The 13,945-nt window shown below is 33.5% G+C and carries 13 protein-coding genes; 11 read left to right on the forward strand and 2 right to left on the reverse strand.

The features are described from left to right. Nucleotides 1-11: 11 nt before the first annotated feature. Complete coding sequence (locus tag LV89_RS21410) at nucleotides 12-986, reverse strand: ParA family protein (protein ID WP_229201573.1); 975 nt, start codon at nucleotides 984-986, stop codon at nucleotides 12-14. A gap of 619 nt (nucleotides 987-1,605) precedes the next feature. Here LV89_RS21410 and LV89_RS21415 point away from each other — a divergent pair. The 4 genes from LV89_RS21415 (at nucleotide 1,606) to LV89_RS21430 (ending at nucleotide 6,496) form a co-directional block, all read left to right on the forward strand. Beyond that, nucleotides 1,606-2,637, forward strand: a complete 1,032-nt coding sequence (locus LV89_RS21415) for a replication initiation protein (protein ID WP_109744974.1) — start codon at nucleotides 1,606-1,608, stop codon at nucleotides 2,635-2,637. A gap of 177 nt (nucleotides 2,638-2,814) precedes the next feature. After that, a complete protein-coding gene (locus tag LV89_RS21420) occupies nucleotides 2,815-5,175 on the forward strand; it encodes a TonB-dependent receptor (RefSeq protein ID WP_109744975.1) in 2,361 nt (786 codons plus the stop codon). A gap of 186 nt (nucleotides 5,176-5,361) precedes the next feature. Then, on the forward strand, nucleotides 5,362-5,769 hold the full coding sequence (locus LV89_RS21425) for a helix-turn-helix domain-containing protein (protein WP_109744976.1): 408 nt from the start codon (nucleotides 5,362-5,364) through the stop codon (nucleotides 5,767-5,769). Nucleotides 5,770-5,854: 85 nt separating this feature from the next. Next, on the forward strand, nucleotides 5,855-6,496 hold the full coding sequence (locus tag LV89_RS21430) for a TetR/AcrR family transcriptional regulator (protein ID WP_109744977.1): 642 nt from the start codon (nucleotides 5,855-5,857) through the stop codon (nucleotides 6,494-6,496). A 14-nt stretch (nucleotides 6,497-6,510) separates the two neighbouring features. Here LV89_RS21430 and LV89_RS21435 read toward each other — a convergent pair whose 3' ends face one another. Then, on the reverse strand, nucleotides 6,511-7,104 hold the full coding sequence (locus LV89_RS21435) for a Crp/Fnr family transcriptional regulator (RefSeq protein ID WP_109744978.1): 594 nt from the start codon (nucleotides 7,102-7,104) through the stop codon (nucleotides 6,511-6,513). Nucleotides 7,105-7,491: 387 nt separating this feature from the next. Between LV89_RS21435 and LV89_RS21440 the strand changes: the two genes are divergently transcribed. The 7 genes from LV89_RS21440 (at nucleotide 7,492) to LV89_RS21470 (ending at nucleotide 13,891) form a co-directional block, all read left to right on the forward strand. Further along, nucleotides 7,492-9,063, forward strand: a complete 1,572-nt coding sequence (locus tag LV89_RS21440; protein ID WP_109744979.1) for an AMP-binding protein — start codon at nucleotides 7,492-7,494, stop codon at nucleotides 9,061-9,063. Between the two features lie 20 nt (nucleotides 9,064-9,083). After that, entirely contained in the window at nucleotides 9,084-10,052 is a 969-nt protein-coding gene (locus LV89_RS21445; RefSeq protein ID WP_109744980.1) for a beta-ketoacyl-[acyl-carrier-protein] synthase family protein, read from the forward strand. A 4-nt stretch (nucleotides 10,053-10,056) separates the two neighbouring features. After that, entirely contained in the window at nucleotides 10,057-11,094 is a 1,038-nt protein-coding gene (locus LV89_RS21450) for a 3-oxoacyl-ACP synthase III family protein (protein WP_109744981.1), read from the forward strand. Nucleotides 11,095-11,484: 390 nt separating this feature from the next. Then, a complete protein-coding gene (locus LV89_RS21455; RefSeq protein WP_109744982.1) occupies nucleotides 11,485-11,751 on the forward strand; it encodes an acyl carrier protein in 267 nt (88 codons plus the stop codon). Further along, on the forward strand, nucleotides 11,751-11,981 hold the full coding sequence (locus LV89_RS21460; RefSeq protein ID WP_109744983.1) for a hypothetical protein: 231 nt from the start codon (nucleotides 11,751-11,753) through the stop codon (nucleotides 11,979-11,981). Before LV89_RS21455 ends, LV89_RS21460 begins: the two co-directional genes overlap by 1 nt. Nucleotide 11,982: 1 nt before the next feature. Beyond that, complete coding sequence (locus LV89_RS21465; RefSeq protein WP_109744984.1) at nucleotides 11,983-12,393, forward strand: hypothetical protein; 411 nt, start codon at nucleotides 11,983-11,985, stop codon at nucleotides 12,391-12,393. A 4-nt stretch (nucleotides 12,394-12,397) separates the two neighbouring features. Then, complete coding sequence (locus LV89_RS21470; protein WP_109744985.1) at nucleotides 12,398-13,891, forward strand: phytoene desaturase family protein; 1,494 nt, start codon at nucleotides 12,398-12,400, stop codon at nucleotides 13,889-13,891. The last annotated feature ends 54 nt before the right edge of the window (nucleotides 13,892-13,945 follow it).

Consider the following 13,945-nt stretch of genomic DNA (forward strand, 5'->3'; position numbering starts at 1 on the left):
CTTGTTATATTTTACTTTAAAAATTGGAGATAATCAATGTATTCTGCACAAAAAGCACTGTATAGCCCAGCGGCTTCAGAAGAATTAGAAAATTTAGAAATCGTATTTCCTGCTACTTGAGCTTTCTGAAAATCTACTAAATGTTTTATTTCAGTGTCGAAAATGCGTAAAGGTAGATTTTGTCGAATTGCCTCTTTGATTCCTTCATGAACACTATTCTTTTTTACCATCGTAAACACCAACCCATCAATCGTCAGCATTGGGTTTAAGTTCTTTTTAATGTCATGGATTTTCTCTAATAAAGAATTTACCCCTTTCATTGCAGCCATTTCGGGTTGCATTGTAATCAAACACGAGTCTGAGGCATAAAGTGCTGAAACAGTCAATTTTCCCAAGGATGGGGGGCAATCTATCAATACGTAATCATATCTACTCAATAAGGGTACAATTCTATTTTTTAAACGTAAATCTCCACCAGGCATCAAAATCAATTGATACTCAGCATTTCCCAAATCTATATCGCTTGGCGATATATCCAAATTTGAGTCGAGTGATATTACAGGAAATTCAATATCCCCAATCAAAGCATCTGCTACTTGAATCTCAGGCTGTTCAATACCTAATATTTGACTTAAATTCCCTTGTGGGTCAAGGTCCACCATCAATACTTTAAAGCCTTTATTAGCTAAGGCTTCTCCAAGTGAACAAACCGTTGTTGTTTTACCAACACCACCTTTATGATTTATCACAGACACCACTCTCGCTTTTTGATACAACTCATCAGAGTAACCATAGTCTCGTAAAATTTTGTCAAGTGCCACTAAATGTTTTTCTGCTAATTGCCGACCCTGAGAAAGTGCCTGTTGTAATGTCCCTGCGGGAATTGAAGCTTGTTTTTCTACTGCCGAAACTGATATAGCAGGTCGGTGTCTTAAAAATTTTAACGCATTTGTTTGTGTAATCATAAATCTTGTAATAATATTCATACAAATCTAATTATATTTGTAATAACATTATTACAAATTAGTTACTTTTTAAATAAAAAATGCTTCATTTTACGATAAGGGGAGTTTTTGGACACTTCGGAAAAGTATCATTCAAATTATAAAAATGTCACTAAAAACGTGTTTTTAAAGGCTTTTGAGTATCTTTTTATGTCATTTTTTAATCACATAAACTCAATAAGGGGAGTTTTTAGACACTTCGGAAAGATTATTTTATCTTTTATTTTAATCAAAAGTGTTTTTAGGGGAGTTTTTAGACTGAAAGAATAAAAATGCCTTTATTTAAAGCTAAATTTTAGCAAAAAGAGAGGCAAATACTTTTATTTTTAGTAATTTTTTCTTGATTTATATATTTATCATATATTATTTGATTGATTTAGGGCTTTGTAACGTATTGATTATCAATGAGATACAAGCGATAAGGGGAGTTTTTAGACGCTTTAAGGGGAGTTTTTAGACACTCAAAAAGCATTTAAGGGGAGTTTTTAGACACCGTAAGGGGAGTTTTTAGACACTCAAAATATTGCTAATATCAACGATTGTGGATAACTTTAACATCAGTTAACCTAAGCTTTAAAAAAATACGAATCTACTACAAAACATGGAAAATGAACAAGGAATATCTCAAGTACAAGAGTACAACTTTGAAGAACAAGCTTTCATTGAGAAAAGGGCAAACAATTACTTACCTAATAATTTAGTTGTAAGTCACGCAAAGTATGGACGAATAGAACAAAAGATATTCGAGTTCTTTATTAACCAAATAGATTTTGAAAAATCCAGAGATATTTCATCAACAACGGGGCTCATCATCAAAATCCCACTTAAATATATCTCGAAACATATCAAATATGCTGATTTAAAGACCCATTCCGCCACGCTGGGAGCCAAACCCATCACAATCGAGGAAATATCCGTCGAAACAAAAAAAGAGAAATTTACGCACATTTTCCCTTTCATTAAAATTGAATACAATCCAGACAAAGGATTTTTAGAATTTTATACCAATCCACAAATTTCACCGTATCTATTTTTCCTTGAAAAACAGTACGCCAAATATAAATTTGAGAATGTTTTAAGTTTTAAATCAATCTACACAACTCCTATGTATCGTTTATTACGAATGCACATAGGGCAAAACCGCAATATGTTTGTTTATAGCATTGAAGAAATCCGAAAGATTTTGGGCGTAGATGCAGATAAATATACAAACTTAAAGGACTTCAAAAAATACGTCATTGAGCCAGCTAAAAAAGAATTAGCAGACAGCCCATACGAGTGTATAAATTTTGAATATGAAAGTACAGGAAAAAAAATCAGAAATGTTACCCATCTGACATTCACCATTTTAGATGCCGTAACCATCAGCCATAGAGAAAAAGAAGAATTAACAGATGCCTTAAAAAAAATTGCCGACCCAGATTATTTATCAAGAGCTGCTTCTGTAATTCTGGCAAGAGATTATAATATGACCAATCATTTAATGAGTAAAATACTTTTGGATGGTGAACTTTTAACAAAATTCGTAACATTAGACATAGAACTAAACAATGGTGTTCATCCAAAAGTAAAAAATAGAACTGCTTGGATTTTGACTTGTTTAAACTTGGTGAAGAAAAAGAGTAAAATTTAAGGGGTAATTGGCAAATTCAAAGATTAGTCAAAATCGGAACAAAAGGGTTATTTAGTAAAAGGTAGTTTATGTAAGAATAAAAAGATATTTATTTGCAGAATAATTGAAATTGATTTAGGTCAATGGAGCTATTTGGGTTTAGAGATACTTTTGCAGGGCAAAATAAAAATTAAACTCATGAAAACGCTTACCTTATTAACGCTCCAATTGTTGTTACTATTTTTTGGAGTTACTGCACAAAATTCTCAAACCATTAGAGGGAGAATTGAAGACGATGTTACGCACACAGCCATTATAGGGGCAAATATTATTATTGAAGGAACTAATAAAGGCAGTAGCTCGGATATTGATGGAAATTTTAAAATTACCGATGTTCCCATAGGTCGGCATAACATCAAAATTTCGTCTGTGGGTTTTTTACCAAGACAATTAAATCAATTAGTGGTGACGGCTGGTAAAGAAGTTATTTTAAATATTAGTTTGATTGAACAAGTAAGAGAACTAAATGAAGTAAATGTAAAATTTGATAGACAGAAAGAAAAAAGCACCACACGTAACGAAATGGCTTTGATTTCGGCGAGGTCTTTTAACATTGATGACACCAAAAAATATGCAGGTGCTTTAGGCGACCCTTCGAGAATGGTAGCCAATTTTGCGGGTGTTGTAGGAGCAAACGATTCAAGAAATGATATTGTAGTGCGTGGAAATTCGCCTTTAGGTAGTCTTTGGATGCTGGAAGGTTTAAATATTGCCAACCCCAACCATTTTGGAGCATTAGTGAGTACAGGAGGACCAGTAAGTATGTTAAACAATAACCTTTTGGATAAGTCAGATTTCTTGACAGGAGCATTTCCTGCCGAATATGGCAATGCCACTTCGAGTGTTTTTGATTTACGACTCAGAAATGGAAATGATGAAAAACGAGAATTTTTAGCTCAAATGGGTTTCAATGGTTTTGAATTTGGGTTGGAAGGTCCTTTGAGTAAAAAAGTTTCGTATTTGGTCAATTATCGTTATTCAACTCTTGGGGTTTTCAAACAATTAGGATTAAATATTGGAACAGGCTCAAGTACACCCATTTTTCAAGATTTGAATTTTAAAATAAATGCCATTTTATCAAAAAAATCTACGCTAACTTTCTTTGGAGTTGGTGGCTCAAGCAGTATTGATTTATTAGGAAATGATATTGATACCACTAAGCAAGATTTATACGGAAATGAAAATGTAAATACACGTGTGAAATATCAAACTTTGATAGGAGGATTAAGTTATCATTACAAGATTTCAACGAAGGTTTTTACTAAATTAACTTTTGGCATTAGTAAAACTTATCAAACCTATCAAGGAGATTCCATTAGTATGGATACACGTCAGGCATTCCCCAATGGAGAGTCATTATTTGAAACACAAAAGTATTCTTTAAATTGGAGAACAGATTATAAAATCAATGCTCAAAATACTTTAGCATTAGGCTTAACGTCTGATTTTATAAATTTTAACCTTTTCAACAAACGTATTTATCATGGAAATCAGGATAAAGTGTATGTCAACACAAACGATAATACCAATCTGATTCAGGGATTTACGCAATTTAAACATCGATTTACCAATGCTTTTTCTGTGGTTGGAGGTTTACATTTTCAAAAATTATTGTTGAATAATAAAAATGCCATTGAACCACGTTTGGCGATAAATTATCAATTTTTGCCAAACCATGCCTTGTCCTTAGGATACGGATTACACAGCCAAATGCAAAATATTTATGCTTATTTTGTGCAAACACCAACTTCGTCGGGCGTTAAATACACCAATAAGGATTTAGATTTTACAAAAAGTCATCACATTGTTTTGGGCTATGAATACAATATCTCTGAACATTTGAGGTTGAAGATAGAAACTTACTACCAAAAAATCATGAATGTTCCCGTTGAAATGAGAGCATCTTCATACTCAGCATTAAACTCAGGGGCAAGTTTTGCTCCGACTGATAATGATAGTTTGGTAAATAATGGCGTCGGAAGAAATTACGGTTTAGAATTTACCCTTGAACGTTTCTTTGATAAAAACTACTATTTTTTATTCACCACTTCACTTTATGATGCTAAGTACAAAGGGAGTGATGGTATTGAACGAAACACAGCATTTAATACACATTATGTCGTGAATGCTTTAGCTGGAAAAGAGTTTTTGTTAGGACGTAAAAAAACGAACGCTCTCAATTTGAATATAAAATTTACAACTTCAGGAGGAAAATATCTTACACCACTTGATTTGAATACTTCAAAAATTAAACATGAAGCTGTTTTTGATGAGACAAAAGCATTTTCTGAACAACAGGGTGGTTATTTTAGAATAGACCTTAAAGCGTCTTATCGGAAAGAATATCATAAAAGTTCTTTAGAATTTTCTTTAGATTTACAGAATCTCACCAATCATAAAAATATTTTTCAGCAAAGTTTTAATAGAAGAACCAATAGTATTACCAATGAATACCAACAGTTTTTCTTCCCTGTACCAATGATTCGTTATACTTTTTAATTTTCTTTTTTATTCCCTTTAAAACGCCATTACAGATTGGCTCTGAATGGTTCTACTTCATGTAAAGGTTTTGTAATTCTATGCCAGAAACAATTTTAAGAGTTTTGCTATCGGCATCAAAAAATTACCTTCATCAGTAAATTATTTTAAATAGACATTATTTACTGAACCTTTAATACAATTAGCATGAAAAATCATTCAAAACTTACTTTTGGTGAACGTTTGAAACAAATTAGAAAAGAACAAAATTTAAAACAAGAGTACATGGCGGCAAAATTGGAAATGAAACAGCCTAATTATTCTCATATAGAAAATAATAAGGTAAAACCTAACCTTCAACAGCTAAAAAAGATTGCAGAAATATTTAGTATTTCTATGGAAAATTTAGTGGGAGATTCTGCCATTAATATCGAGAATTTTACCAATAATATCTCTTCTAATAATATGAGCGGAATTGACTTTGTAATCCATCAGCAAATCTTGGACAGTAAAAATTTAATTATACAAGTTCAAGAAAATAAAATTAAGGAGTTGATACGGGAAAAAGAATATTTACTAACAATGTACAAAAATCAACAAAACCCTAAGTGTTAGTAAGTGGGGGGCGGTTGTCTCTACTTACTAACTTTTTTTGCTCAGTCGAGGTGTTTTCTTGACTGAGTTTTCAATTTTAAAACGAATGTATATTTCAAAACAACGACAAATCAAGAAAGATATGAAGCTCTTGATTGTCAATACTATTTTAGATGTTTTTAAAGATGAAAATATTAAAGATATTTCGGTAAGGACTCTCGCAAATAAAATAAATTATAGCCCTGCAACCATTTATCTATATTTCAAAAATAAAAACGAGATATTATCTGCCGTAAGTCAACGAGGATTTTGGATGCTACTATTGAAGACAAAATCCAGAATAAATACAGCAAAAAATACCTTAGAGAAACTATACTTACAGGGCAATGAATATGTTGATTTTGCCTTAGAGAATCCTCAAATCTATGAATTAATGTTTCTTGAAGAGGTTTATAACGAGCAAATTGATTTTTTAAGTGGGAAAAATTATAAACAAGAATACAATGATTTGTTATATCAGTTATTAGAAGAATCTGTGCAACAGAAAATCATTGAGCATAGCCAAATAGAAATAATTATATCGAATTGGCACGCCTTTTTACATGGTTATTCGTGCCTTAGAATAAAAAATAGAATGTGTGAGCCTGAAAATATTATTCAGTTTGAAAACACGGACAAAAAAATAATTGCTTCCTTTTTTGAGCTTTTAAATCAAAGATACTTTCAAAAAAACTTTCATAATAATTAAATCTCAACACCTACTTAAATTCCTTTCTCTTGCATTTTTTTCCTGATTCTGCTTAATGTTTCGGGTTTGATATTTAAGTAGGAGGCAATCATATATTGAGGAACAAAATTATGAAGTTCAGGCATTTTTTTTAATAAACTTATGTATCGTTCTTCAGCAGATTCAAAGAGTAAAGACTCTGTACGTTGAATAAGGGCAATGTAAATGCCTTCCGTAATTTTGCGTCCTAATCGTTCGAAAGTTTTTGAGTTCTCATAAATCGCCTGTAAATCTTGATAATTAATCAAAACGGCTTCCACTTCTGTGAGGGCATCAATATTTAATAATGCAGGACTTTGGGTAAGAAAACTTTTATAGTCTGAGGCAAAATCATTATTAAAGAAAAAATTACCAATTCGTTCTTCACCATCGACTAAATAAAAATATCGGATAATTCCTTTGTTTACAAAAATAATATTCTGACAAGGTTGCCCATTTTTTAATAAAAAATCTCCTTTTTGAAAAGTTTTGAAAGTCAACGTTTTTTTTAAAATCTGACATTCTTCATTATCCATTTTCACAACATAATTTAGAATGTTCACTAATTTTTCGAAGGCTAATTCTTTCATTTTTAAGTTTTTGAGGTAAAAAAATTGATATTACTAATAATATTATTTTTAATAATATTATTCTCCAAAATAATATAGGTTCTGAAATTTTAGAGCTTTATTTTTGTGTCAAAGATAAAGGAACAACTTTTAGTATATAATAAAAAGTTGAAACTTACCTCGAATAAATTTTAAGACCTGTTTATAATATTTTCCCAGTAGTTTCTCCTAATTGTAAATCAAGAATCGAATTACTTTCACTTACGAACCACAGACTGTTATTAATAATTTTAAACTTTAAGTGTGAATAATATTGATGAATGTTATCATGTTATTTTCATACTTCGTAAAGTTTTTTGCTCTCCCCAAAAGGAGAAATACCTTCTAAATCATATTAATAATAAAGCTATGTTAAAAAGTGCAACGCTAAATTTAGCGGAGATTTTACTTCGTAAATCAGATAGAATGTCTGATGATTCGCCCTCAGTAATTTTTGAAGAAGATATTTATACTCGAAGGCAAATTAGAAATGCAACCGAAAAGTTAGGGGCTTATTTAGAAAGTAAGTACATTACGCCCGATGACAGAGTTATTCTGTTGTTGAATGACACGCCCTTTTTTGTTGTTGCTTTTTTAGCTGTAATTAGTGTGGGGGCAATTCCAGTACCAATTAACCCAAAAATCTCAGTTGAATCTTTAGACGCCATTTTGCAAGACTCACGACCAAGAGGAATTTTTGTTGAAGAATGCGAATTGAAACGTTTAATTCAAGTTTCTAATTTGGAAATTTTTAAGGAAAATATCTTTGTTCAAGATAAATTTTCGAGCCAAAAAATAGAACATTCTTACAATTCTCTATTACCACATTGGGAAACTAAAAACCTTTCTGATAAATTTAACTATTATCACAAGAAACCCGAAAGTGTAGCATTTTGGCAATATACTTCTGGCACAACGGGTTTTCCTAAAGCAGTCATGCACACACAAGAAGTGATGTTGCACAATACGGAACAGTTCGCTAAAAACACACTTCATATCAATTCTAAAGACATTATTTTGTCTGTCCCAAAAATGTTCTTTGGATACGGTTTAGGCAATAGTTTGTTTTTCCCACTTTTAACGGGTAGTACAGTTATCTTAGAAGCAGGTTGGTTTGATGTTGAAGAATTGATTGAAAACATTGATTTCCATGCACCAACCGTACTTTTTGCAGTTCCGAAGGTTTATAGTTTGATTCTAAAAAAGGCAGATACACTTCGTAAAGGAGTGTTTGATTCTGTAAGATTATTTTATTCGGCGGGTTCTCATTTACCCAAAAGTTTGAATGAGCGTTGGGAAAAACATTTTGGAAAGCCCATCTTAGACGGCATTGGCTCTACCGAAATAGGTCATGTTTTTATCTCGAATAACATTGAAAATCCTTTGAAAGGAAAAACTGGTTTTCCTGTAAATGGTTATGAAGTAAAAATCTGTGATGAAAATTGTAATATCGTTAATAATCAAGAAGTTGGCGAATTATGGGTAAAACCAAATTATAAACTTTTAGGATATTGGGAAAACAATTCGGCAACTTTACAAAAATACTGCAATGGCTGGTACAAGAGTGGCGACTTATTTATGAAAAATATTGATAATTCTTTTTCTTATGTTGGTAGGGCAGACGATTTATTTAAAGTCAATGGACGATGGATTGCTCCCTTAGAAATTGAACAAGCAATCTTGACAAACTTTGAGATAATAGAAGACGCCGCTTTGATTGGTGTACAAGATGAAGATGAAAATGAAATACCAGTGATGTATTTGCAAACGGCTTTTGACGATGATACCCTCAACTCAAAAATTAATCAATATCTCGTAAATCATTTTGAAAGATATAAAATTCCTTATACGTATATACAAAAGCGTGAGTTTCCAAGAAATGAAAATGGGAAGCTTTTACGGAAAAAATTAGCCCTCAGTTACCAACAAAAAACAGCTTAAAATTTAATATCTCTAAGTCTATGAAAATTATTGCCGCAGGAACTTATTTTCCAAGTTTGGAAATAAATGCCTATGCACATTTAAGAGACAAACCATATTATTGTGAACGCCCAAAAGCTTCGGATGATGATTTGATGGTTGAAATTGCTCTGCCAGTATGTGAGCGAGTTCTGGAAGAAGGGAACACCCTTCCGAATGAATTGGACATGATACTCAGTATCTCCATTAGTCCAGACCATTTATTTAAAACAAAAGACATGGCTGCCCCTCGTTTGTGTCACCCACTTCAACGAGAATTAGGAGCAAACAATGCCTTTGTTTTTGATATTATTGATGCAGATTGGACTTCTGCTTTGGAAATTGCCGAAGGTTTTTTAGCACAATTAGATTATCAAAAGATATTGATTGTCAGAACTGAAGTAACGGCATTATCAGTATTACCAGACCCAGAATCAGGTTTTGATTTTGTAGATGGGGTAGGAGTGCTTTTAATCGAAAAATCTTCCCATAAAATCAATACTGAATATTTGCCTTTAGCCTATGAAAATATGGGTCATGCAACTTTTACAATGCTTACGCCAGAAGAAATGTCGAGAGGAAAATTGAAAGGCTCATTTCATTTGAATTATAATCCAAATTTAGTTCAAATGTTAAATCTGCGAGCGGTTCAGTTAATAGATAAATTTATGCTTACTGAAAAAGAAGATTTTGAGCTCATCGTTGAGTCATGGTTGCCCAAACATGGCGAAAGTCTTAATCGTTGGAAACACCTTTATCAAAATTTAGGAGCATTTACATTGCCCGCTTTTATCGAAGAAAAACTCAGACAGAGCCGAAGTTTAGGAATTAGTGACGTATCAGAAGAATTAATATTATCGGTAACGCTCAACCCCTTCACGATGCGATATGGAGGACAAATACTCCGAATAGCTCCCGTTTTGGCAACTTCGGAATTAGTAACCATGTCTCCAGAATCTATTTTTTGTTAAAAATATGCAACACATTTCAATCAAGAGTTTATCAACTGCCATGCCTCAAAATCATGTCAGTAATGAAGTTCCCCCGTATAGTTTACTACCCAATTTACCCCCCAATTGGTGGCGTTTTTGGGGAATCAAAGGGCGTTATTTAATCAACCGAGATGCAGGAGAAACCGCAGAATCTTTGGCAGTCAGAGCCTGTCATAGTGCTATCAAAAATAGTGGATTAGCTCCCGAAGAAATAGATTTAATCATTTGTAATAGCACCTGTTTTGTAGGTTGGGGTGAAGAAAGAAACAAAGCTTTTCCACGCTTGGCAGATAGAATGAGTAAAGTTTTGGGTTGTACAAAAGCACTCACAATGGACATTGAACAGGAATGTATTACGTTTTTGATTGCGATGCAAATTGCCAGTAATTATATCAGTACGGGAAAATATAAAAACGTTTTGGTATGCTCGGCTGAATATATCTCTGGCGTATTGGACTTCTCGGATAAATCGTGTAGTACATTTGGCGACGGAGCAGCGGCGGCAATTTTGAGTCATGAACAAGATAATGGGACGCTTCTTGCATCTGCTTATAGTAGCAATGCTGATTTTTATGAGTTGGCAACCGTAAAATGGCAATTCCCAGAAAATAAGGCTAATCCAGAACCGAAAGACTATTGGTCATACTTTACACTCGACAGTAATGCACCTGCTGAAATGCAAAAATTCGTTCCAACAGGCGTACCAACCATTGTAAATAAAGCCTTAAAGAAAACCCATTTGAATGTTGCAGATATAGATTTTTTCGTATTTCATCAACCTTCAAAAATATTAGTAAATCTTTGGGCAAATGGTTTAGACATCGACGAAGACAAATTTTTGCTTACCCTTGAAGATTACGGTTGTATGGTGTCGGTATCAATGCCTGTGACATTGGCAGAATCCATCAAGCAAAATAAAATAAAATCAGGAGATAAAATAGTTATCGCAGGAGCAGCCACAGGTTGGGGGTTTGGCGCTCAAGTGTGGCAAATCGGCAATGTTTGTGTGGCAGAAGCCTAAAATAAGTACAGTGACGATTTAAGAACGGTTTGCCGTAGTGGAAAACCATAAAAATGAATTGGTTGGTTATTTATACCCACTTATCAGAACCCTTAGAAGGGTTAAGTAAAGTATGACATATCTTTTTGGAGTTGGAACTTCCCGAAATAACTCCGTTAGGGGTTAAACTTTCGGGAAGTTGAGCCAAATTATTAAATTTTACTTCTAATAAGTACAGTGTTTAATAAATTTTCTAAATAATTTTTATCCTAAAATCTTTGATTGTGGGAACTTCCCGAAAGTTTTAAACTTTCGGGAAGTTGAAATAACTTATTAAACAGTGTATTTAAACTCCTAAAACTGTTCAAAAATCATATAAATAAATTCAATAATAATCTAAACAAAATTAACATGGAAACGTCAGAAAAATTTGACCTTATTTTCTCAGAAGTAGCAGAAATGCTTTCAGAAGTGGCAGAATGCCCTGTAAGTGATGTAAAAATAGACAGCGACTTGCCAAACGAATTGGGCATTAACTCGTTGATGGGCTTAGAAATTTTAGTAATGATTGAACGCAAGTACAAGGTAAAATTGAAAGAGGAAGATTTAGTAAAAATGACTACTCCACGCATCATGGTCGAGATGTTATTACCTCATGTACAAGTAGCCGTTGCATAATGAAACGTAATAAAACTATCGCAACTATTATGTTTGTGGTGGCAATGATTTTCTTTCATTATCATTCAACAGGACATTATTTGTGGGCTTTATTGGGTATCAAAACGCCTTATCCATTAGACCCCGTAGAAGGTTGGTGGGCTTTTTTGAAAGGCGTTTTGCCAGTAGTAGCCTTATGGATTATCTTTTTTGCAGGGGTTATTTCCAAAAACAAAAAAACGATACTTTAATATGACTTTTCCCCCAAGTTTTCAAGTTTTCATCTGGGTAATGATGGGAGCTTTAGGAGTAAGTTGTTCGGTGATTTTTTCTTTTATTTCTTGGAATTGGTTACAGTCAGGACAAACAAAAACAGGCTCAGAACCACGTTCAAACTTTACATTTTTGGGCTATGCCTTCCTTTTTGCCAGTGGTCTGATGTGCTGTGGTATTGCTGGCCCTCCGGGTTATGCCCTCAGCGACGACCCAAATTTGGTGAATAAAGTTTGGATATTGCGTGCTTCGGGACTTTCATTGGTATTGTCATTAATTGCTTGGATTTGTATCCTGATTGGTCAGCGAATTTCAATGAAAAGAAATAATCAAAATGCCCAAAGAATTGAACAATTAGAAAAAAGTATTCAAGAACTTCAAAACGTATGATTCAATGAAAATAGTTGAAGTTGATGAGTTAATAATAGGGGCGGGCTTGGCTGGACTAACATTTGGTAATACTTCAATTTCTGATGATTATTCTGTGGCAATTGCTGAAATGCACTTTAAAGCAGGAGGTTATGCTACCAATTTTAGAAGAATCAAAAACACCGTAGCCTTTGATTGTAGCCAACACAAAATTACGGGTTTGGGCGAAAACGGAAATCTCAGAAATGCCTTACAAAGAGCTGGATTGTGGGATAAACTACAATTTAGATATTTTGACGAATTGACGACGGTTTGCATAAAAGGTCAGAAAATTGATTTACCAGCAGATTCAGCAGGAATCAAAGCAACACTTTTGAGGTATTTTCCAAGTCAAAAAGAAGGTATTGAAAAGCTTTTTGAGGATATTCAAACACATGGTTATCAAAATTATATGTTTGCCAGAATGTTATTAGGTGAGTACGAAATAAATCGCTACTTATTGACCGATGGCAGAAAATTATCGAACATAACTACTCGTGAGTATTTCAATCGTTTGTTCAATGACCCAATCATTATTGAGGTCATGAGTTCGATAGCCATTTATTTAGGAGCAGTTGCTCACGAAGCCAACGCATTTTATTTTTTGCATTATCTCTATGCGGCTTTTGAAACTAAAGCTGGATATGTTGAAGGTACTTCACAGGTATTGGCGGATACTTTAGCAAATGCCTTTAAAGAAAGAGGCGGGCAGATATTTTACAGAAATCCCATTTTGAGTATTGATGTAAAAGGCGATAGAATTATGGCGGTTAATGCACAAAAATGTACATTTTTAACGCATAAAATTGTGGCTACTTGTTCGCCCCATATCCTAATGAAAATGTTACCCCAAGACTGTATTCCTGATTCTTTTCAAGAAAGCTTAGATAATCTAAAAATTGGTTGGGGACATATCAGTGTGTATTTGATTTTAGACCAAGCTCCTGAACTATTGGGTCTTGATAAATCAGAATATCTTTTGGTTAATCATTTGGGCGATAACCTCAATGAAAAACAATTGAATGATGATACTCGCTATCAGCAATTTACGTTGAGTGTCACCAATTATCACTTATTAGATGCTCAAAGCGGTTTTGCGGTTCAATTAACCATTCTTGACCATAAAGGTCAATGGTTTGACCTCGACAAAGATGCTTATTTGATTGAAAAAAAACGCATAGAAAACCTTTTGATTGAAAGAGCTTTAAACACATTTCCTGACATGGAAGGGCATATTGTTTTCAAAGAAACGTCAACGCCCCGAACCAATTTTAGATACACAAATTCGCCTGAAGGTTCAGCTTTTGGATACAAGGTTTTACCTCGTGAAAATACCCGTTTCTTATATAATCCGCCCATTCAAGGATTAAAATTTGTGGGCGGTTGGAGTACAGGCCCGGGTTACGAAACCAGTATGTGCTTAGGCTTTACGCACGCCATGTTGGAAAAACGAAAGCGTGTAGAAGAGCTTGTTGTATAATAAATTGACATTTCAAAGACTTACATTTTACCGTTAAACTATTCTAAATCAATT

Origin of the sequence: Arcicella aurantiaca, from assembly GCF_003148625.1 — a bacterium.
Classification (GTDB): domain Bacteria; phylum Bacteroidota; class Bacteroidia; order Cytophagales; family Spirosomataceae; genus Arcicella; species Arcicella aurantiaca.

Bases quoted from the DNA above. Each gene is read 5' to 3' on its own strand.
- LV89_RS21410 (WP_229201573.1), bottom strand. From the start codon at position 986: ATGAATATTATTACAAGATTTATGATTACACAAACAAATGCGTTAAAA.
- LV89_RS21415 (WP_109744974.1), top strand. From the start codon at position 1,606: ATGGAAAATGAACAAGGAATATCTCAAGTACAAGAGTACAACTTTGAA.
- LV89_RS21420 (WP_109744975.1), top strand. From the start codon at position 2,815: ATGAAAACGCTTACCTTATTAACGCTCCAATTGTTGTTACTATTTTTT.
- LV89_RS21425 (WP_109744976.1), top strand. From the start codon at position 5,362: ATGAAAAATCATTCAAAACTTACTTTTGGTGAACGTTTGAAACAAATT.
- LV89_RS21430 (WP_109744977.1), top strand. From the start codon at position 5,855: ATGTATATTTCAAAACAACGACAAATCAAGAAAGATATGAAGCTCTTG.
- LV89_RS21435 (WP_109744978.1), bottom strand. From the start codon at position 7,104: ATGAAAGAATTAGCCTTCGAAAAATTAGTGAACATTCTAAATTATGTT.
- LV89_RS21440 (WP_109744979.1), top strand. From the start codon at position 7,492: ATGTTAAAAAGTGCAACGCTAAATTTAGCGGAGATTTTACTTCGTAAA.
- LV89_RS21445 (WP_109744980.1), top strand. From the start codon at position 9,084: ATGAAAATTATTGCCGCAGGAACTTATTTTCCAAGTTTGGAAATAAAT.
- LV89_RS21450 (WP_109744981.1), top strand. From the start codon at position 10,057: ATGCAACACATTTCAATCAAGAGTTTATCAACTGCCATGCCTCAAAAT.
- LV89_RS21455 (WP_109744982.1), top strand. From the start codon at position 11,485: ATGGAAACGTCAGAAAAATTTGACCTTATTTTCTCAGAAGTAGCAGAA.
- LV89_RS21460 (WP_109744983.1), top strand. From the start codon at position 11,751: ATGAAACGTAATAAAACTATCGCAACTATTATGTTTGTGGTGGCAATG.
- LV89_RS21465 (WP_109744984.1), top strand. From the start codon at position 11,983: ATGACTTTTCCCCCAAGTTTTCAAGTTTTCATCTGGGTAATGATGGGA.
- LV89_RS21470 (WP_109744985.1), top strand. From the start codon at position 12,398: ATGAAAATAGTTGAAGTTGATGAGTTAATAATAGGGGCGGGCTTGGCT.